We start from the raw sequence: 18,556 nt of genomic DNA on the forward strand, positions 1-18,556 counted from the left end.
TGAATCCAGCCCCAACGGTGTGGATGGCCATGGGGTGGCCATGGTCTGGCGCTGGTTCCGCCGCCCCCTGGATACCCTCTCGGCCCGTCTGGCCCGGGTGGGGGTTGTGATGGTGGCCATCTATGGACTGCTGGCCTTGGCGATGCCCCTGCTCGTTGCCAGTGGTTGGCTTCCTGATCCCAACAGCGGCCTGGAGAATCCCCCCTTTGCGCCCCCCAGCCCGGCCCACTGGTGTGGCACGGACCGGCTGGGGCGGGATGTGTGTGTCCGCACCATGGCCGGCGCCGGCGTGGCCCTGCAGGTGGTGCTGTTGGCGGTGGCCATGGCCCTGGCGGTGGGTGTGCCGCTGGGCATGGTGAGCGGCTACATGGGAGGCGCCGTTGATCGGCTGCTGGTGTTGCTGATGGACACCCTCTACACCCTGCCCCTGCTGCTGCTGGCGGTGGTGATGGCGTTTCTGCTGGGGCGCAGCCTCGTCAACGCGGCGTTGGCGCTTTGTGTGGTGTACATCCCCCAGTACTTCCGCATGGTGCGCAACCAGACGGCTGGGGCCAAGGCGGAGTTGTACGTCACTGCGGCGCGATCCCTGGGGGCCGGACCGGTGTGGATCCTGCGCCGTTATTTGCTGCGCAACGTGATCACCTCGGTGCCCGTGCTGATCACCCTCAATGCCGCGGATGCGGTGCTGGTGCTGGGGGGGCTGGGATTTCTGGGGCTGGGGCTGCCGGAAACCGTGCCCGAATGGGGGAGCGATCTGCAGCAGGCCCTGGTGGCGGTGCCCATTGGCATCTGGTGGACAGCCCTCTATCCCGGCCTGGCCATGTTCGGTCTGGTGCTGGGTCTCTCCTTCCTCGGAGAGGGGGTGGACGCCTGGTTATCCCGCAGTGAAACCATCGGCCGGGCCGAGCGCTGAGTCAACCCTCCCGGCAACGCTAGACTCAAGCCGGATACCCCATGGGGAGGCGGGAGCCGCCCTTGTCTTGATGGTGACCCTTCTGTTGCTGGGATTGGCGGTATTCGTGTGGAGCAAGTCGCGCCGCAACAGCGACGAGGTCATCGCCATCTTTGAGACGCTGGTGGCCGCCGTGCTGTTGGTTCTGGCCCTGTGCTGTGGCCGCCTCCATCTGCCCCTGGCCTGCCTCCTGTTGGCCTACGCCCTCCTCTTGCCCCGCTACCCGAGCCGCCAGATCCCGGAACCCAGCGATGGCCGGGACGACATCTTTGTGGAGTTTTGAACGGCAGCGGCAGGGGCTTGCAGCCGGCACAATAATTTGTTAAACTTTGTGAACCAACCTGTCAGGGCCATGGCCTCATCCAGTCCCCTTTCCCTGAGCCGAGGCTTCACTGTTGAGCAGTACTCTCGCGTCATTGACCGCTGTCAGGATGTCGACGAGCTACGGAGTCTGGCCAAGTTACTACTCAAGGTCTGGCGCCAGCAGGCGGATTTGAACGAGCAGTATGGGGCGCAACTGCTCCGGATCAAGCCCACCGACATGGGTCGAGCCGCCGGCTGATTGACCCTGTGACCGTGGCGAAGGCGCCGGATCCGGCCATCTGTCTGGCGCTCCGGTCCGGCCCGTCAGAGCATGGCCATGGGACAGACCGGCCCGAGCGCCGGCAGGGGTCAGTCCGCCTTGGCCAGAGGCGCCGGGTTGACAGGATCCTGCAGTTCCCGCTTGAGTTGGCGAATATCCTTCAGCACCTGTCTTTTTTTGGAGCGTTGCCGCATCACCTCTGTAAAGGACAGATAAATGCGCGTCGGGGCATAGATCAGCATCATCAATGCCCCAGCTTCCACCAGCAGGGTCCAAAGCAGTGGGGAAGGAGTGTCCATATCCCCAGACTATCCGGCTTGGGCGGGGAACGGCTGTTTCGAGACTCTCCTCAGTTCCTCCCCTGGCGGGTCCCACGGCAGGGGGCCAGGGCTTGACTGTAGCAGCTCACCTGTTGATCGATGCCCGTGATGGCGGTGCCCACCACCACGGCCGCGGCCCCCAGGTCCATGGCCTGCCGGGCTTGCCGGGGTGAGGAAATGCCCCCTTCACACAACACGGGTATTCCCAGTCGCTGACCCAGGGGCCTTAACAACTCCAGTCCCGGGGGGTGTTGATGGGCGGTGGCCCGGGTGTAGCCGTAGAGGGTGGTGCCCACCCAGTCACAGCCCAGGGCCGCGGCCCGCTCCCCGTTGGCCATGGTGTCAATATCGGCCATCAGGGTGACCCCCAGCTCCGTTTTGGCCCGGGTGACGATCTCCGCCAGGCTTTCTCCCCCGGGACGGGGCCGGTCCGTGGCATCCAGGGCCACCACGTCTGCCCCCGCCCCCCAGACGGCGGCCAGATCTTCGTACCGGGGCGTGATGATGACCGGGCTCTTGAAGTGGAAGCGTTTCCAAAGACCGATAATCAACGCTTGCGGACAACGGCGCCGTACGGCCGCCACATGCTCCGGGGAATCCAGCCGCACACCGGCAGCGCCGTTGGCCAGACTGGCGGCGGCCATGGCGGTAATGACCTCAGTGGCGTGACACGGGGAATCCTGGGGCGCCTGAACGGAAACAATCAATCCCCCATCCAGGCCATCCTTGCCGGTTGGATTGGCGCTCACGCCGCATCCTGATGGGGCAGCCGGCTGCGGGGCAGCCAACTCCGCAGATGACGGGAACGGCGTTGTCGGCCGGGGGATGTCCCCTTGGGCCGCTCCTTGCCGGCGGGCCGTTCCGCGCCGGTTGCCGGGGCACGGGGGGGATCTCCCCCGTCCTCACCGGGACGGAAGGCGGGTTTGGCTGCCTGGACCGCCTTCAGCCGCTGCTTGGTCACCTGGGCCGGCGTGATCCTGATCTGATCACCGCCCGGCTCCACGGGCTCCGTCCGACTGGCTGGATTGGCCGGACACCTGTCAAGGGGTGGGCGCCGTTCCTGGGGCTCGGGGTCTGGCCGAGGGGTGGGCGCCGGCCGGTTTGCCGTGCTCCTGGTGGCGATTGAGACCTTGTCTCGTGTTTGATCCCCTTGACGACCCTTGTCCGTTGAGCCGTTCCCGGAGTGGAATCGGGACTGGAGATCCGACTGTGGCGGAAGCTCAAGCTCAAGGTTCAGATGGTGGATCTGCTCTGCCCACCACAGGCGATGGCCTGACCACTCGGGTTGGCTGAGCAGTTGTTGAAGTAGGGCATGGCCATGGCGATGAACCAACCATGTGGTGAGGCTCAGGATGCCTGGGCGATCCCTCTCCTCCAGACAATGCCGCAGGCGTGGCCTGACCTGGGCAATCACCCGCTCCCGGACCATCTTGAGAACAGATCGCCATGGGAGCATGCAGGGCCGGAGGGCAAGGCGCAAGGAAAGCCTGTGCAACCCCGAAAGTGTCACACCGGGCCGACTGTCTCGTCACGCCCCTGCCCCTGCCCCTGTTCTCCGGTGTCCACTTCCTGAACTGGATATTTTACGATTTGTCTCAGGAACAATCCGGCCAAGCTTCATATCTGTGTCCTCACTCTTGCGCTCCATGGGCTCATGCACGCCTCCCGGAAGCCGAATTTTATCCGCCGTTGGGACTGCTCTTGCCCTAAGCTTCACCCCCCTTTTTGCTCAAGCTTCTCCCTTTTCCCCTTTTCCCCCGTTTCCAACAACAGCCTTCCACTATCCCCGGTCGGTCACCACAGCCAACGCAGCCATGCCCCGGCGCTACCTCCACGACCACAGCCATGGGATGGAGGCTCTGCTGCGCACCATTCGCTTTGCGGAAGGAACTTGGCGAGGCGGCACGGAGGCTGGCTACCAGGTGATCTACGGAGGGCGCCTCATTTCCGAGGTGATCCCCGGTTCCAATCCCTTCTCGAAGCACCCCGAGTTCGTTGTGGTGAAGCAAAACGCTCTCAACAGCAGCGCGGCTGGCGCTTACCAGTTCATGGGGAAAACCTGGAACAAGGTGGCCGGGTGGCTGCGCATTGAAGATTTTTCCCCCCCCGGGCAAGATCAGGTGGCCCGCTGGCTGGTTCGCAACCGCCTCAGCGATGCGGAAGAAGCCAACATCGACAAGGGCGTCCTCACCCGTGAAGCCCTGCACCAACTGGCCCCGGAATGGGCCGCCCTGCCCACTCACTGGGGAGGCAGCTACTACGGCTACGGCCAGCACGTGAAGTCCTGGGATCAGTTGAAGGACTTTTACGACAGGCAGTTGGCGTTGCTGAACCGGGAGACAGGGGCCTAGGTTGGCCAGCCTGGGGCGGCGTTGCCCCACCCCTGATCCCAACCGCGGAGGGACTGGCCCTCAAGGCTCCCGGTAAATGACCCGTCCCTCCGGGTCGTTGGCGACGTGGAGGCAGTCCTCCAGCATCAGGCTTTCCAGGGCGGGGCGAATCGCCTCAGGGGAATGCCCCAACTCCAGCACGGCATCGTTGAAGGTGAACCCCCGCACACCCCGACGCCTGGCCAGGGCGAGGATGCTCTGGCCCAGGGTCATGGGCGCCTGTTGACCTGACCCCAGGGCTGACCGGTTAAACGACCGCACCTGTTCGGGGATCAGAAACAGGTCAACCACAGAGCCCACGCCACAGAGCCCACCCGTGAACAGCCAGAGCAGACCCGATCCCCAGTGGCCCGTATAGAAGCGGTGCAGGCCCGCCACCCCCAGCAGGGACGGAACCCAGAGCAGATAGGCTGTCCCCACACTGCGCGGCTCACCGGGGGGAGCCTGGTTTTGCGTGTAGGCCATGGGGAGTCCGGGTGGTCCGGGTAGTGTAAGGGGGCGGGAAGTTTAGATTTCTTCCGGGCCTGTTCTGCTGCCCGGATCATTCACCACAGTTCGCCCCTGTGTCCATCTCTTCTGCCCCCCTTCACCTGCCCCGCACCAGCGAGAGCGATCAGTTGTTGCGCATCCGCCATAGCTGTAGCCACGTCATGGCCATGGCGGTGCAGCGTCTGTTCAAGAACGTTCAGGTCACCATCGGGCCATGGACAGAGACGGGCTTCTACTACGACTTTGACGCCCCGGAACCCTTCACCCCCCAGGATCTCAGGAAAATCCGCAAAGGCATGCAGAAGATCCTGCGGCAGAAGCTCCCCTTCCGCTGTGAAGAGGTGAGCCGCCAGGAAGCGCAGCGGCGGATCGAGGCCATCAGCGAGCCCTACAAGCTGGAGATTCTGGCTGATCTCCAGGAACCCATTACCCTCTACCACCTGGGGGATCAGTGGTGGGACCTGTGCGCAGGCCCCCACGTGGCCAACACCGCCGAGATCAATCCCGACGCCGTGGATCTGGAGACCGTGGCCGGCGCCTACTGGCGGGGGGACGAAACCAGAGCCCAGTTGCAGCGCATCTACGGCACCGCCTTTGAAACCCCGGAACAACTGGCGGAGCACAAGCGCCGCCGGGAGGAAGCCCAGCGGCGGGATCATCGCCGACTGGGGCGGGAACTGGGCCTGTTCCTCTTCAGTGACAGCGTGGGTTCCGGTCTGCCCCTCTGGACGCCCCGGGGCGCCCAACTGCGCAGCCTGCTGGAGGACTACCTCCGTCAGCAGCAGCAGCAGCGGGGCTACCAGCACGTGGTCACCCCCCACATCGCCCGGGTGGATTTGTTTCGCACCTCGGGCCATTGGCAAAACTACAAGGAGGATATGTTCCCGCTGATGGCGGAGAACGATTCCGAGCGCGCTGCAGAAGAAGGCTTTGTGATGAAGCCCATGAACTGCCCCTTCCATGTTCAGATTTACAAGGCGGAACTGCGCAGCTACCGGGACCTGCCCTACCGTCTGGCGGAATTCGGCACCGTCTACCGCTATGAGCAGAGTGGGGAGTTGGGGGGGCTGACCCGGGTGCGGGGCTTCACCCAGGACGACAGCCACCTCTTCGTCACCCCGGAGCAGTTGGACGAGGAGTTTCGGCAGGTGGTGGATCTGATCCTCACGGTGTTCCGGGATCTGGGGTTCCAGCAGTTCAAGCCGCGGCTCAGCTTCCGTGGCCCTCAGACCACCAAAATCATTGGCCGCCCCGAGGCTTGGGACCAAGCGGAAGCGGCCATTCGTCGGGCCGTGGACCACCTGGGCATGGACACTGTAGAGGGTCCCGGAGAAGCGGCCTTCTATGGCCCCAAGCTGGATTTCCTCGTGTACGACTCCCTTGAGCGGGAGTGGCAGTTGGGGACGGTGCAGGTGGACTACAACCTGCCGGAGCGTTTCGATCTGGAGTACGTGGCGCAGGACGGCTCCCGCCAACGCCCCATGATGCTGCACCGGGCCATCTTCGGCTCCCTGGAGCGGCTCATTGGCATCCTCATCGAGGAGTATGGGGGGGATCTGCCCTTCTGGCTGGCGCCTGAGCAGATTCGCATCCTGCCGGTGACGGCCGCAGCCTTGACAGCGGCCCAGGGGTTGGCCACCCGGTTGCGCAGCCATGGTGTGCGCGCCACCGTGGCGGGCAGTGGGGAGCGGTTGGGTAAGTTGATTCGCAACGGGGAGACCCAAAAAATTCCCGTGCTGGCCATCCTTGGCGAGCAGGAGATGGCGGCGGATTCCGTCAGTCTGCGCACCCGACGGCAGGGGGATCTGGGCGCCATGGCGCAAGCCAGACTGGTGGAGCTGGCCAGCGGGGCGGCTGCCAGTCGCCGCACCACCCTGGTTCCATGACCACCACCGTTCTGGCGGCCGACGTGGGGGGCACCAAGACCGCGCTGGCCGTCTACGGCCTTACGGAGGAGGGCTTGTGTCTGCAACGGCAGCACCGCTACGCCTCCCGGGAGTGGCCCTGTTTTGACCGGATGCTGAGGGATTTTCTCCAGCGGGAGGGTCCTGAAGGGACGCCAACCCGGCTTGCCAGCGCCTGTTTTGCCGTGGCGGGACCCGTGCAGCAGGGCCTGGCCCGTCTCACCAACCTGGATTGGGTGGTGGATCAACAGCAGTTGGCCCGGTCCCTGGGACTGTCCGCCGTGGAGGTGGTGAACGACATTGCTGTGCTGGTCTATGGGTTGCCCCATCTTCAACCCCACATGGCGGTGGAACTGCAAGCCGGCGAACCACAACCCGGTGGGACGGTGGCCATTCTGAGCCTGGGGACCGGACTGGGCATGGCCATGGGCATCCCCACGCCCGCCGGCTTGTGCAGTTGCCCCAGCGAAGGGGGGCACCAGGAGTTTTCCCCGTGTACCACGCGGGAATGGCAGCTCAGACAGTGGCTGCGGGCGGATCTGGGCCTGGAGCGTCTCTCGGTGGAGCGGGTGGCCAGCGGCACAGGGCTGGGGCACATTGGTCGCTGGCTGCTGGCCACCCATCCCGCCCCCCATCCCCTGAAAACCCGACTCACCCACTCAACAGTTGATCTGCCCGCCCGGGTTGCCGCCGGGGCAGCCCAGGGGGATGCCCTCTGTCAAGAGGCTCTGGCCCTCTGGACGGAGGCCTGTGGAACCGCAGCAGCCAATCTCCTGCTCACCAGCCTCTGCACAGGGGGGCTCTGGCTGGCTGGCGGGGTGACCGTCAAGCAACTGCCACAGTTGCGCTCACCCCGTTTCCTGCAACGTCTCCAGCGGGTGGGGCGGTTCCAGCCCCTTGCCGCCAAGGCGCCCGTTCACGCACTGACCGCCCCGGAGGCCGGCCTGTTCGCCGCGGCGCAGCGGGCCCGTCAGTTGGCCAATGGACCGTCACTGTCCGCCGGGCGGAGGGGCAGCCCGTGGGGCAACATGGGCATTCATTCTTAACAAGACCACGCCTGTTGTGTCGGACAACACCTGCGAGCGGTGCGTGATTACCGTGCCAGCCACCACTGCCAACATCGGTCCCGGCTTCGACTGCCTGGGCGCCGCCCTGCAACTCAACAATCGCTTCAGTCTGCGGCGGCTGACGGGGCAGGAGGAAGTTTTTGATCTGGTTGTGGACGGACCGGAGGGGGCCCACCTGCGGGGTGGCAGGGACAACCTCTTTTATCGGGCTGCCCGCTGCGCCTGGAAAGCGGCTGGCCATCCTCCCATCCCTCTGGAGGCCAGAATCTCCTTGTCCGCCCCGCCTGCCCGCGGCCTGGGCAGCAGCGCCAGCGCCATTGTGGCCGGCCTCTGCGGCGCCAACATGATGATCGGGCAGCCCCTGGGCCGGGAAAAGCTGCTGGAACTGGCCATCGCGGTGGAAGGTCACCCGGACAACGTGGTGCCCTCTCTTCTGGGTGGACTTTGCCTCACCTCCCGGGTCGCCGGTCAACGTTGGCGGGTGGTGCCCTGTCCCTGGCATAAGCGGGTGCGGGCCGTGGTGGTCATTCCCAATTTGCGTCTCTCCACCAGTGAGGCCCGGCGGTCTCTGCCACAAAACGTTGGCCTGCAGGACGCGGTGAGCAATCTCTCGGCCCTTACGGTGCTGCTCTCGGGGTTGCGCAGCGGTGACGGCGCCTTGATCGCCGATGGTCTCCGCGATAGCCTCCATGAGCCTTACCGCTGGCCCCTTATTCCCCACGGCCTGACCGTGCGGCATGCGGCCATGGAGGCGGGTGCCTGGGGAGCCGTGATCAGTGGCTCCGGACCCGCCATCCTGGCGCTGAGCAGCCGGGACCTGGAAGAGAAGGTGGGCAAGGCCATGGTGCAGGCCTGGCAGGAGCAGGACGTGGAAGCCCAGTATCATGCCGTCAGCCTCCAGAATTTTCCGGCAGTCTGCCAAGCGGTGGAGTGAATTGGGTATTTCTACTCAGCAACCCAGGGGCGGCTGATAGGGTGGCCTGCGGCCCCTGCGCTTCGGTAGGGCTGTTCCGTTGTCTTGTGCGTTTGGCCCATGGGCGCTGCTCTTGTTGATCCCCTGCTTAGCCAATCCGGTTCGGCCTTCCCCTGGCTGAGCGCCATTGTGCTCCTGCCCCTGGTGGCGGCGCTGATCCTGCCGTTGCTGCCAGGGGACCGGGTGGCGGCCCCCAGAGCCATTGCCGTCAGCGCCTTGACGGCGGATCTGGTATTGATGGCGCTGGTGTTCAGCCGTCACTTCGTCGGTGGAAACAGCGGTTTGCAACTGGTGGAGCGCATCAGTTGGATTCCGGCCATCGAACTGGAATGGTCCCTGGCTGCGGATGGGGTATCAGCGCCCCTGGTGGTGCTCAGCGGTCTGGTGACCCTGCTGGCGGCGATGGCCAGTTGGCCGCTGGCGCGGAAGCCCAGGCTCTACTACGGCTTGGTGCTGGTGCAGGCCTCCGCCCAGGCCATGGTCTTTCTGGCGCAGGACTTCCTGCTGTTCTTTCTGGCCTGGGAGTTGGAGTTGGTGCCTGTCTACCTGCTCATCTCCATCTGGGGCGGCGCCCGTCGTCAATATGCCGCCACCAAGTTCATCCTCTACACCGCCCTGGCCTCCCTGCTGATCCTGCTCAGCGGTTTGGTGCTGGCATTCATGGGCGAGAGCTTCAGCCTCGACCTGACCACCATGGCCAGTCACACCCCCCAGGGGAGTGTGGCCTTGCTGTGTTACCTGGGCTTCCTGGTGGGGTTCGGCGTGAAGTTGCCCATCTTTCCGCTGCACACATGGCTGCCCGATGCCCACGGTGAGGCCAGCGCGCCCATTTCCATGCTGCTGGCGGGGGTGCTGCTGAAAATGGGGGGCTATGCCCTGCTGCGCTTCAACGTGCAGATGCTGCCGGATGCCCACGCCCAACTGGCGCCGGCGTTGATGATTCTGGGGATCGTCAACATCATTTACGGCGCCCTCAATGCCCTGGCCCAGGATAACGTGAAGCGGCGGATTGCCTGCAGTTCCATCAGCCACATGGGCTTTGTCCTGCTGGGGCTGGCCGCCATCAACAGCCTGGGCTTCAGCGGCGTGATGTTGCAGATGATCAGCCATGGCCTGATTGCAGCAGCCATGTTTTTTGTCACCGGTGTGTTCTATGACCGCACTCGCACCCTGTCTATTCCCAACATGGGCGGCCTGGCCAAGGCGCTCCCGGTCACCTTTGCCCTGTTTCTCACCAGTTCCCTGGCCTCCCTGGCCCTGCCGGGCATGAGCGGCTTTGTCAGCGAGATCACGGTGTTTTTCGGGGTGACCTCTGCGGATCAGTTCACCACGGCATTCCGGGTGGTGGCGGTGCTGCTGTCAGCGGTGGGTCTGGTGCTGACCCCTGTCTATCTCCTCTCCATGTGCCGCAGGGTCTTTTTCGGGCCAAGGATTCCCGCCCTGGCCCAGGTGGGGGACGCCAATCCCCGGGAGTTGATGATTGCCCTCAGTCTGCTGGCGCCCACCTTGGCCATTGGCTTCTGGCCTCAACTGGCCATTGGCTTTTATGAGCCCACCACCACGGCCATTGCTGAGACTGCGGCGGCGGTGCTTAGCGGCTGAGTTCGTGCTTGTCTATCAAAAATAAAAATTCAAAATTTGGGGACTCAGCGTCAGCTAGCCATTCATGAGTCCATTTCATTTCAGCCATAACATTACGTCTATAATCTACTTTAACAACATCAACTATTTTGCCATATTCCGATAGCATTTGATTGATTTCTTCTGCTGTCCCGCGACCACCCGAACTATATGAAAGAATTATCCATCGGGCAGATGTGGATCTAATTAACTTGTCTAGGGCTTCTACTGCGATAAATCGACCTGTCTTTTGATTTTTTCTAAATTCCTCGAATACAGAACTAGAGATCTTATCCGACGTGTCAGATCGCCGTCTCGCCCTACCAAACAATTGAGGTGTATCGTTTAAACAAATAGTAGTCCACAAGTGATAATAAGATGCGTATCTGACACGGGAAGGTGGCATCTTATCATTATTCGATCCATACGGTGGATCAAAATATGCCAGATCTGCATCAATGTTGCAGATTTTAAATATGTCATCCTTTAGTACTATGTTTTCATGGTTTGCCACAAATAGCTTGGGTACTTCAAGAATAAGATTTTTGTATGATCGAGAAGACCATTTACTTAAGTACGATACAAAATGTCCGATAGTGTTGTCAACTCTATCCAATGCCAGCATTAGACTACTCAGTGCTACAACCCGCTCAATCGACGATAGAGACAGCCTGTCGATTTCCTGTCGGATGCCATCCAACTTTCGTGTATTGTGAATCTGCCATGGCCTTTTTAAGCCATCTGCCTGAATAGCACTGCCACCATTTTGCTCACCACCATAATTCTCTGTAAACCAACCATCCTTTGGTGGTACATTATTTAAATGGCGAATAAGATTAGCATATTTACTATCAGGACTGTGATTTTGGAGATAACATTTTGAGAAGACTTGTGACCATGCTGCAATATCATTACTAATAACTCTATATCCAGACTTAGCAAATGCTTGAGATACACGTGTTGAACCGGAAAATCCGTCAAGTATAGTCTTTGCGTCAGTTCTTCTTGCCAATTCTAAAATATATGGCAGCAGCTTAAGCTTTGAACCAGCATACTTAATACCTTGAGTTAAAGGTACGCGATCAGTCACGCCAGGAAATAGAGACAGATTTGAGAACATATTATCTATATAACTCCAATACTTTGTTTCAATGTTCTGATATCTTTTTCTATTTCCTTGAGTGCAGTAGAATGACCAGTTTCAGATGAAACAAGTGCTGAAGAAAAAAGAGATACAAGGAACTGATTATCAGAGTAATTAACCCAGCCGTCAGTGATACTATCAAAAAACTGATACCCCTTCTTGGTATGTGTCCACAATCCACGTTGCAATGCATTTGCTGTAGCACCACCGTAACGTACTTCAAAAATATAATTATTTCTGAAATCATAGAATTTATAGACTGGATGTCTCCGGCGTCCACCTGGTCCTGTACGCACAATTCTTGATATGTATTGACAGGCAATGTTATAATTAAATACCAGAATATTACAATGCTTTAATCCTTCATCATAGATTAGAGATAAGATATTAACTTTACTGAAATCTAAGAATACTGAACTATTAAGAAGATTTCTTATTTGTTGTTTATCAACAATGTTTTCTTCTTCCTTTCTTTCATTCTCTAAAAGCTGAAACATCGAAGAATTCTTGTCTGTAGAAAGCTGTAAGGGTCCATGTCCATATGCCTTCAAGCTAACAGGGAATTCAACTTTTGTTATCTCATTTATAATTTTAATATCTTCCTCTTGAGATTTTGCTCGATACAAGTCTTTTCCTACATGAGTTGATTGGAAGTCATACATATATTGATTGATAAACTCAGATATGGCAATTTCTGCTAAGTCACCATGTGTCTTATTCCCAATTAAACGCATAGTGAATATATTACTTAGGGTTGCTGTGATAAGGGCCGGGTGCTTGCTGATGAGAAGCTTGAGGCGCTTTGTGAAATCGCTGTACGCCCCTGCAGTTTCCATGCGCTTTTGCGGTGTTCATGCTTTTCACCCATTCTGGCATGTGTTGCATCGCTTGTCAAGCCCTCTGACCTCATCTCTCTTCAACTTCGGCACTCTGCCATGCAACTCCTGAAGGACACAGCCTTGTCTATAACCGTTCCTGCCCCATCAGGCTTGATGGGTCCGACGCTCCTTCTGAAAGACAAGGGGGCATCTTCCCTCCCTAGAACCCTGTCTCAGGGAAGCCTCTACCCACGGGATTCAGCAGTGCGGACCATCCATACACCATCCCCAGCGGCACAAAACCCATGGGCCACACCCCTAGGATGGTCACCAGCCACCACACCCTCTTTGGCCCCTACCACGGATCCGCGGCAGACCACTTGGCTGAACCGGGCTGGCCGTGTCGGGCTGGTGGCAGGACTGGTGGCCACTGGCGCATGGGTGAGCATCACGCTTCTGCGGCGTCCAACCATCCGGGATCTTGACCCCTACACTGTTGTGGTGCAGCAGCAAGCCCTGCGGGGAACTGTAGTGGCTACCGGCACGGTGGAACCTGTTCGCCAAGTGAACCTGAGTCCGCCGCAGCCGGGTATTGTGGCCGCCATCAACGTGGAGGAAGGGGAGCAGGTGCGCGCTGGTCAGGTTCTGGTGGTGATGGATGGCGGCGATTTACCCATGCGAATCAAGGAACGCCAAGCTTTGCTGACCCAGGCCGAGGAAGAATTGGCCTTGCGGGAGGAGGAGCTGCTGCGTCAACAGGGGTTGGTGGAGACAGGGGCGTTGAGCCAACTGGCCCTGAGCCAACTGGAGAGCCGCCACCGGGCACAGCAGAGCCAGGTGGCGGCAAGCCGGCAGCGACTCCAGGGATTGCTGCAGGAGCAAACAGGACTGACGGTGCAGGCCCCCTTTGACGGCTTGGTGCTGGAGCGGTTTGCGGAGCCGAGGAGTTATGTCACCCCTTCAGGCAATGCCAATGACGCCACCAGGACGTCTCTGCTCACCATCGGCACTGGTCATCAGCTTGTGGCAGCCTTGCCCGATAACGAGGTTGGGCGCATCCGGTTGAACCAGGCTGCCACGGTGGTGCTGGATGCCTTCCCGAACCAATCCCTGGATGCGCAGGTGAAAATCATCGCCCCCCGGTCCCAGGTAAACGACAACGTGATCACCTTTGACGTGACCTTGGCGTTTCTGACCGGGAACTCCCAGCTTCGTTATGGAATGAGCGGGGATGTGCAACTTTTCACCGAAGAACTTTCCCCAACCCCTGTGGTGCCCATTGTTGCTGTTGTTACCCGTTCCGGCCAATCGGGGGTCTACGTGGTGGGGAGGGAGGATCAACCCACTTTTCGCTCCATTGCCTTGGGGTATTCCAGTGGAAGCAGCATCCAGGTGTTGGATGGGCTGGAGTTGGGGGAGCGTGTGTTTATTGACTGGCCCACCTGGGCCCGCCAGCCCAGAGAAAGGAACTGAACTGGCGGGTCGGCAGAGGCTTCAGCCGGCAACGCGGATTGTGCGAACGCGGCCGCCACGACGCTGAATGGTCTGCAGTTGCCGACTCAGATTGGCAAACTGAACCTGGACAGACTGGGCAGCATAGCGATTGGTGGCGCTGTTCCCTGGCAGGTCGTAGGTGACCTCGTAGCGGGTGACGCGGTTGTCGTATTGATTGTTGGCAATCCGGGGCGGATTGGCCTTGGCGGGCAATTTTGCCGCAATCTGACGAACCTGGGCCATGGCTGGCGTTTTGTCGCTACTGGCCCGACCGCGATTCAGATTCAGGGTGAGCAGGTAGTCCCTGTTGCTCTGGAACTGGCTGCTGTCAACCCGTGGATGGGGAACGTTGTTTTCTCCAAAAGCGGTGCTGTATTCCTCACTATCAATGTAGGAGAGGATCTCAGCATCGTAGCCGTGGGTGTTGTAGATGAGCACATGCTCGGCAATTTCCTGCTGATTGCGCGGCGAACGCCCCAGTAAGTGCTTGAAGTTCAGTTCAATGAACCGATACTGACTGTTGCAGGTAAAAAACAGGTTCCTGTAGGTCTCGGAAAGACCAACTGCCATCACGAATTCACGGACTGTGATGTTGCCGTTGCGCAACTGGGATTCAGCCTTCTTGCAACGCTCGAAGCTGTTGATGTGAGCGTTGCCCAGAACTTGACGATAGGTTGTGGTGATCACATCCTGGAGTTCTGTTTCGGAGCGAGCCTTGAACAACTCCGATTTCAGTTCGTCGGCGAGCCAAAGGGGCATGGTGATGGGGGGGGGAGGAAGGGGAGTGGAAAAGCTGCACCCAGGCGAAGCCAGCGTGCAGCGAGAAGCGCCAGGGACGATCAACTGATCTCCGTAAGGCTGACAATCCGGCCACTGTCGCGATGGATAAACGCCAGTTGGCTGGTGATGTTGTCACCCGACACCACGTAGGTGGTGGTGGCAAGGCGCCGACGGCTGCCGGCACGCTGGCTGCGGACAACAATGCGGAAACGCTTACCGGGCGCGTCGACTGAGCCGCTGCTGGCGGTGCTGCGGGTGGCAATGGCCTGGCTGGAGGCCCCAGCAACGGTGTTGACAGTGATGGAATTACTCTGCGCACTGTCACTACCGGCATAGCCAGGCACCAGGGCCAGGGTGCGATTGAAGTTGGCCTGGCTGCGGCCGTCTCCACTGCTCACACCCCGTAGATACGGCGCCACGTCCTCACCAAATGCCTGGCTGTACTCGTCGCTGTCCACCAGCCAATCAACGGCGGCATCGTAGCCAGCCGTGATCACCCGATCCAGTTGGGCGCCTATTTCAGCCTGGCTTTCCGGACTGCGGCCCAGAACATGCTTATAGTTGACCTCCACAAACCGATAGGGGGCCATTGTTTCAAAGAAGCGGCTGCGGTAGAGGGGTGTTTTGCACAATCCACGAACAAATTCCCGCACACTGAGCCTCCCGCTGAGGAATTGGGATTCCAGCGCCTCGGGCCGTTCTGTTTCCATCAGATGGGGATTCCCCATCACATGACGATAAAGCTGCCGCAGCAGGATGGCTTTATCCACGGCATTGTCCTTGGCTTGGCGCACGTAGCGGGGCTGGACCCGCTCGCCCACGCCAAAGCCGCCGTAGGGACTGCTGCTGAGGGGAATGGACTGGGGGCCCTTGGTGACCCGGGCAAAGTTGGAAAGCTTGGGTAGGGGGCGTCCCTGACTGGGCAGGGGAATGGCATAGTTGGGATAGCCAAGCAGTTCGGAGATGGTGCGGCTGCTGCGACCCATGGAGAAGTCGCTGGCTGCAGCGCCGCCATTCAGCCGGAAGGTTTTGTTAAAGGTGTCTTGCGCAAAACCCACCAGGCTGTTGATGGAGCGCAAATAGGGAACCGTGTCATCCCCAAAAGCCTTCTGGTACTCCTCACTGTTGACGTAACTGCTGATTTCCGCTGCGTAGCCCTGCTCCCGCAGCAGTTTCACGTGGATGCTCACTTCAGCCTCACTGGCTGGAGGGCGACCCAGGAAATGCTTGTAGTTGAGTTCAACAAAGCGGTGGGGACTGGTGGCGCTCAGGAAGAGCCGCTCATAGGCGCTGGATTGTCCCAGGGCCTCCACAAAGCCCTTCACCGACAGGGTACCCTGGCGCAACTGGGATTCGGCGACGGCGACGCGGTCAACCTCAAACAGGCCGATCCCGCCAAACACCTGACGATAGGCGCTGTTGATGACTGCATCCAGGTTGTCGCGGCTGGGACCTAGGCGAATTGGATCGAGATCCAGGTCGCGAGCCACACCAAAAGAATACTTCTGGGTTCGCTGGTCAGAAAGGCTGATGAGGGAACTCATGGGGGCAAGTGGGGAGGAGTGCTAAGGGGTTTGACGAAAAGAAAAGCGTCAATTCACTGGTGTAATGCTGGCAATCTTGCCGCGCTCCCGGTGGATACGCTGGAACTGCTCAGAGAGCTTGGCAAAGGGCACATAGACAACCTGATTACTCTTGCGATAGCGGGAGATTTTGGCCACACCCGGAGCGGTATACCCGGTGATCTCTACGCGAAACACCTTGCCTTCCTCGCTGGCGCCAACACCAAGGCGAGACTGGGGCTCGTTGAGTCTGGTGGTGGAACGGAAGCTAAACCCTTGACCATTGCCATTCACGCCGGAAGGGGCGACAATCGATAGGGGCCGATTGAGATAAGCTGCGCGACCCAGCTTGGAGTCGATGCCTGCGAGATCCCCTTTGAGGTCACTACTGCCGGCGCCGCGGGTGAGCTGGAACATCCAGGTGAACTCCCGCATACTCTTTCCTGGCCCTGACTTCCAGCCATGGAGGTAGGGTACCGTATCCTCCCCAAACCGCTGTTGGTATTCGTCGCTATCGATAAAGGAATCAATATCTGCATCATAGCCTTCCCTATCCAGACGGTTGGCATGCTCGCGCATCTCTGCAAAAGAGTCAGGGGAGCGCCCCAGCAAATGTTTGAAAGTCAGCTCAATGTAGCGATAGCGATTGCAGGAATCAAAGAAACGACTACGATAGAGGTAGCTCTTGGCCAGGGTGCGCACAAATTCCCGCATGCTGATGCGGCCCAGCTTGAACTGTGATTCAGCGACAATCTGTCGCTCGCTATCCATGACATAGGAATTGCCAAGAACCTGCCGATACGCAGCAGACAGGAGGGTTTCCCGTTCTTCGTTGTTGGTGGCTTGGTACACTTGTTGGGGTGGAGTCGATTCAAAGCGTTCGACACCAAGACGAGAGGCTGGACCAAAGGTCATGGAAGGAGAGCCGTGTTGTGAGAGCGGAAGCTTGCCGCTTTAAGGGTGGTAAAAGCTTAGGGCCAAATTTCGGCCCCACGAAAAACATGGCTGAATTGTTACGAAGCCTCTTCGGTGGCTGACGTCAGCCCAGGGAGTTGGCCCGCAGTGACTGACGTCAGCCCAGGGAGTTGGCCCGCAGTGACTGACGTCAGCCCAGGGAGTTGGCCACGTAGTCGAGAGCAGCGTTGTACTCCGCTAGAGCCTGGGCGCTCATGTCACGGGGAGCACATCCGCGGTTGCGCAGGGTGTTCAGTCCGTAGACATAGGTGGCGGGGTCAATGCTGAGGGCGGCATAGACCTCTTTGGCGCCGTTGATGGCCAGTTCGTCCAGGGGGCCGGTGCCACCGGTGACCAGGGCGTAATTGATCAAACGCAGGTAGTGAACAAAGTCACGCTTGCACTTCTCTTTGCCCTCGGTGTCGCAGACCCGGGGCTGACGACCCAGGTTCCCTTGGGGGTTGACCTTGTAAACCGCGTCAACCGCCTCCTGGGCCACGGCATCGTAGTTGGAGGCCAGTTTCTCGGCAGCTTCCATGCGGGCGGAGGCCCGCTCCAGGGAACCGCGGACAGACTCCAGGTCGGAGGCGCTAGGGAAACGAGCAGCGTTATCGGCTGCTGCAATCACTGTGGTGATGGTGGATTTCATCGCGAAAGCTTTAGGAAGGGTGTGGGTTGTTGGAAATCAAGCTGTGGCGGCGCCTTCAGCTTACGGCGCTGGAAACGGCGTCAAAGTAGCTGGCAGCTTCCGAGGCCAGTGCGGAGCAGTCACCTTTTGCTGTGGTGCCAAGGGTGATGGTGTTGTTGGTCGCCTGGGGACCACGGTCGCCGTTGGTTCCGTTAATATGGGCCACGGCACAGGCCTTCATGATGGCCACAGCGCGAGCCATGGAGCCCGTGGGCACGCCCAGAGCCGCATAGGTTTCCTTCAAACCGTTGAGACAGCGGTCCTGGAGAACAGAGGCGTCTCCAGCCAGCAGGGCGTAGGCCACATAACGCAGCACGATTTCCCCATCCCGCAGACAAGCAGCCATACGGCGGTTGGAGTAGCAGTTACCACCAGGAGAGGTAAGGCCGGGATTCTCGCAAATCATGCCGGCCACTGAATCGGTGACAATACAAGAGGCGGATGTGGAGATGGCCTTGACGGCGTCAAGGCGCTTGTTGCCTTCTGAGACAAAGGACTTGAGATCTGCCAGTTGACTGCCGCTGACAAAGGAGCCGCTTGCATCAGCGGCTGTGGCGGCGCGGGAAAAAGCGTCAAGCATGAGAAAGGGGGACTTCTCGGTGAAGTGGGGAAGTCTGTCCCTGGACAAATCCCTGGAGTACTAGGATTACTAGGAGTAGGGAAACGCCTTGGTGGACATGACGATGCAGTGTCTATCACGGACTCCACCCCTGGGATCACTTGCCTGCCCCAGGCCACATAAAAGTTCACCGAGAAAATTTTTCACGCCTCGGCAAGGAAATGATCACGTAAAAGTGCGAAGCAAAAAGGGGACCCCA

At 59.7% G+C, this 18,556-nt stretch carries 20 protein-coding genes; 9 read left to right on the forward strand and 11 right to left on the reverse strand.

What is annotated here, in order from left to right:
• The first annotated feature begins 40 nt into the window (after positions 1–40).
• From BG35_RS0100085 to BG35_RS0100095, 3 genes are all read left to right on the forward strand, one after another.
• Positions 41–913: an ABC transporter permease gene (locus BG35_RS0100085; protein WP_051506053.1), complete on the forward strand. Its 873-nt coding sequence runs from the start codon at positions 41–43 to the stop codon at positions 911–913.
• A 67-nt stretch (positions 914–980) separates the two neighbouring features.
• Positions 981–1,235, forward strand: a complete 255-nt coding sequence (locus BG35_RS0100090; protein WP_236619718.1) for a hypothetical protein — start codon at positions 981–983, stop codon at positions 1,233–1,235.
• 69 nt (positions 1,236–1,304) lie between these two features.
• Entirely contained in the window at positions 1,305–1,514 is a 210-nt protein-coding gene (locus BG35_RS0100095; RefSeq protein ID WP_025781148.1) for a hypothetical protein, read from the forward strand.
• 110 nt (positions 1,515–1,624) lie between these two features.
• Here the strand turns inward: BG35_RS0100095 and BG35_RS0100100 are convergent, their stop codons facing one another.
• Genes BG35_RS0100100 through BG35_RS0100110 form a run of 3 tightly spaced genes read right to left on the reverse strand, consistent with a single transcriptional unit; the run spans position 1,625 to position 3,335 of the window.
• The gene (locus tag BG35_RS0100100; protein ID WP_025781149.1) at positions 1,625–1,834 is read right to left on the reverse strand and encodes a hypothetical protein; all 210 of its coding nucleotides are present in this window, start codon (positions 1,832–1,834) and stop codon (positions 1,625–1,627) included.
• A gap of 50 nt (positions 1,835–1,884) precedes the next feature.
• A complete protein-coding gene (locus tag BG35_RS0100105; protein WP_025781150.1) occupies positions 1,885–2,604 on the reverse strand; it encodes an N-acetylmannosamine-6-phosphate 2-epimerase in 720 nt (239 codons plus the stop codon).
• Positions 2,601–3,335, reverse strand: a complete 735-nt coding sequence (locus BG35_RS0100110; protein WP_161632479.1) for a hypothetical protein — start codon at positions 3,333–3,335, stop codon at positions 2,601–2,603. Before BG35_RS0100110 ends, BG35_RS0100105 begins: the two co-directional genes overlap by 4 nt.
• Positions 3,336–3,669: 334 nt before the next feature.
• Here BG35_RS0100110 and BG35_RS0100115 point away from each other — a divergent pair, with 334 nt between their 5' ends.
• The gene (locus tag BG35_RS0100115) at positions 3,670–4,206 is read left to right on the forward strand and encodes a glycoside hydrolase family 24 protein (protein ID WP_025781152.1); all 537 of its coding nucleotides are present in this window, start codon (positions 3,670–3,672) and stop codon (positions 4,204–4,206) included.
• A gap of 60 nt (positions 4,207–4,266) precedes the next feature.
• Here the strand turns inward: BG35_RS0100115 and BG35_RS0100120 are convergent, their stop codons facing one another.
• Positions 4,267–4,710: an NINE protein gene (locus tag BG35_RS0100120; RefSeq protein ID WP_025781153.1), complete on the reverse strand. Its 444-nt coding sequence runs from the start codon at positions 4,708–4,710 to the stop codon at positions 4,267–4,269.
• Positions 4,711–4,808: 98 nt separating this feature from the next.
• On the opposite strand from BG35_RS0100120, the gene thrS reads away from it, so the two are divergent.
• From thrS to BG35_RS0100150, 4 genes are all read left to right on the forward strand, one after another.
• Complete coding sequence (thrS, locus tag BG35_RS0100125; RefSeq protein WP_201768397.1) at positions 4,809–6,620, forward strand: threonine--tRNA ligase; 1,812 nt, start codon at positions 4,809–4,811, stop codon at positions 6,618–6,620.
• A complete protein-coding gene (locus tag BG35_RS0100130; RefSeq protein ID WP_025781155.1) occupies positions 6,617–7,684 on the forward strand; it encodes a glucokinase in 1,068 nt (355 codons plus the stop codon). Before thrS ends, BG35_RS0100130 begins: the two co-directional genes overlap by 4 nt.
• Before the next feature lie 16 nt (positions 7,685–7,700).
• The gene (gene thrB / locus BG35_RS09620; protein WP_034416185.1) at positions 7,701–8,639 is read left to right on the forward strand and encodes a homoserine kinase; all 939 of its coding nucleotides are present in this window, start codon (positions 7,701–7,703) and stop codon (positions 8,637–8,639) included.
• A 99-nt stretch (positions 8,640–8,738) separates the two neighbouring features.
• Positions 8,739–10,280 (forward strand): NAD(P)H-quinone oxidoreductase subunit 4, encoded by a 1,542-nt coding sequence (locus tag BG35_RS0100150; RefSeq protein WP_025781157.1) that lies wholly within the window; start codon positions 8,739–8,741, stop codon positions 10,278–10,280.
• Here BG35_RS0100150 and BG35_RS11750 read toward each other — a convergent pair.
• Both BG35_RS11750 and BG35_RS12530 read right to left on the reverse strand, forming a co-directional pair.
• Positions 10,270–11,388, reverse strand: coding sequence for a DNA adenine methylase (locus tag BG35_RS11750; protein ID WP_236619719.1), 1,119 nt, complete (start codon positions 11,386–11,388; stop codon positions 10,270–10,272). The genes BG35_RS0100150 and BG35_RS11750 overlap by 11 nt on opposite strands.
• A gap of 35 nt (positions 11,389–11,423) precedes the next feature.
• Complete coding sequence (locus BG35_RS12530) at positions 11,424–12,278, reverse strand: hypothetical protein (RefSeq protein ID WP_152535095.1); 855 nt, start codon at positions 12,276–12,278, stop codon at positions 11,424–11,426.
• Positions 12,279–12,608: 330 nt separating this feature from the next.
• Here BG35_RS12530 and BG35_RS0100155 point away from each other — a divergent pair, with 330 nt between their 5' ends.
• A complete protein-coding gene (locus BG35_RS0100155) occupies positions 12,609–13,733 on the forward strand; it encodes an efflux RND transporter periplasmic adaptor subunit (protein WP_025781158.1) in 1,125 nt (374 codons plus the stop codon).
• Positions 13,734–13,754: 21 nt separating this feature from the next.
• Here the strand turns inward: BG35_RS0100155 and BG35_RS0100160 are convergent, their stop codons facing one another.
• The 5 genes from BG35_RS0100160 to cpeB form a co-directional block, all read right to left on the reverse strand.
• Complete coding sequence (locus tag BG35_RS0100160) at positions 13,755–14,513, reverse strand: phycobilisome rod-core linker polypeptide (protein ID WP_025781159.1); 759 nt, start codon at positions 14,511–14,513, stop codon at positions 13,755–13,757.
• Positions 14,514–14,593: 80 nt separating this feature from the next.
• Positions 14,594–16,078 carry a phycobilisome rod-core linker polypeptide gene (locus BG35_RS0100165; RefSeq protein WP_025781160.1) on the reverse strand — a complete coding sequence of 495 codons (1,485 nt, stop codon included), beginning with the start codon at positions 16,076–16,078 and terminating at the stop codon, positions 14,594–14,596.
• 48 nt (positions 16,079–16,126) lie between these two features.
• Entirely contained in the window at positions 16,127–17,011 is an 885-nt protein-coding gene (locus tag BG35_RS0100170) for a phycobilisome linker polypeptide (RefSeq protein ID WP_025781161.1), read from the reverse strand.
• Between the two features lie 190 nt (positions 17,012–17,201).
• Positions 17,202–17,699, reverse strand: coding sequence for a C-phycoerythrin subunit alpha (cpeA, locus tag BG35_RS0100175; RefSeq protein WP_025781162.1), 498 nt, complete (start codon positions 17,697–17,699; stop codon positions 17,202–17,204).
• Positions 17,700–17,754: 55 nt separating this feature from the next.
• On the reverse strand, positions 17,755–18,318 hold the full coding sequence (gene cpeB, locus BG35_RS0100180; protein ID WP_025781163.1) for a phycoerythrin subunit beta: 564 nt from the start codon (positions 18,316–18,318) through the stop codon (positions 17,755–17,757).
• Positions 18,319–18,556: the final 238 nt, after the last annotated feature.

Origin of the sequence: Candidatus Synechococcus spongiarum SH4, from assembly GCF_000586015.1 — a bacterium.
In the GTDB taxonomy this organism is placed as follows: Bacteria; Cyanobacteriota; Cyanobacteriia; order PCC-6307; family Cyanobiaceae; genus Synechococcus_B; species Synechococcus_B spongiarum_F.

Excerpts from the sequence above, each read along its gene's own strand:
- BG35_RS0100170 (WP_025781161.1), bottom strand. The coding sequence starts at position 17,011 with ATGACCTTTGGTCCAGCCTCTCGTCTTGGTGTCGAACGCTTTGAATCG.
- BG35_RS0100160 (WP_025781159.1), bottom strand. The coding sequence starts at position 14,513 with ATGCCCCTTTGGCTCGCCGACGAACTGAAATCGGAGTTGTTCAAGGCT.
- BG35_RS0100120 (WP_025781153.1), bottom strand. The coding sequence starts at position 4,710 with ATGGCCTACACGCAAAACCAGGCTCCCCCCGGTGAGCCGCGCAGTGTG.
- cpeA (WP_025781162.1), bottom strand. The coding sequence starts at position 17,699 with ATGAAATCCACCATCACCACAGTGATTGCAGCAGCCGATAACGCTGCT.
- BG35_RS0100095 (WP_025781148.1), top strand. The coding sequence starts at position 1,305 with ATGGCCTCATCCAGTCCCCTTTCCCTGAGCCGAGGCTTCACTGTTGAG.
- BG35_RS0100100 (WP_025781149.1), bottom strand. The coding sequence starts at position 1,834 with ATGGACACTCCTTCCCCACTGCTTTGGACCCTGCTGGTGGAAGCTGGG.
- BG35_RS0100165 (WP_025781160.1), bottom strand. The coding sequence starts at position 16,078 with ATGAGTTCCCTCATCAGCCTTTCTGACCAGCGAACCCAGAAGTATTCT.
- BG35_RS0100115 (WP_025781152.1), top strand. The coding sequence starts at position 3,670 with ATGCCCCGGCGCTACCTCCACGACCACAGCCATGGGATGGAGGCTCTG.
- BG35_RS0100150 (WP_025781157.1), top strand. The coding sequence starts at position 8,739 with ATGGGCGCTGCTCTTGTTGATCCCCTGCTTAGCCAATCCGGTTCGGCC.
- BG35_RS0100085 (WP_051506053.1), top strand. The coding sequence starts at position 41 with ATGGTCTGGCGCTGGTTCCGCCGCCCCCTGGATACCCTCTCGGCCCGT.
- cpeB (WP_025781163.1), bottom strand. The coding sequence starts at position 18,318 with ATGCTTGACGCTTTTTCCCGCGCCGCCACAGCCGCTGATGCAAGCGGC.
- BG35_RS12530 (WP_152535095.1), bottom strand. The coding sequence starts at position 12,278 with ATGGAAACTGCAGGGGCGTACAGCGATTTCACAAAGCGCCTCAAGCTT.
- BG35_RS0100130 (WP_025781155.1), top strand. The coding sequence starts at position 6,617 with ATGACCACCACCGTTCTGGCGGCCGACGTGGGGGGCACCAAGACCGCG.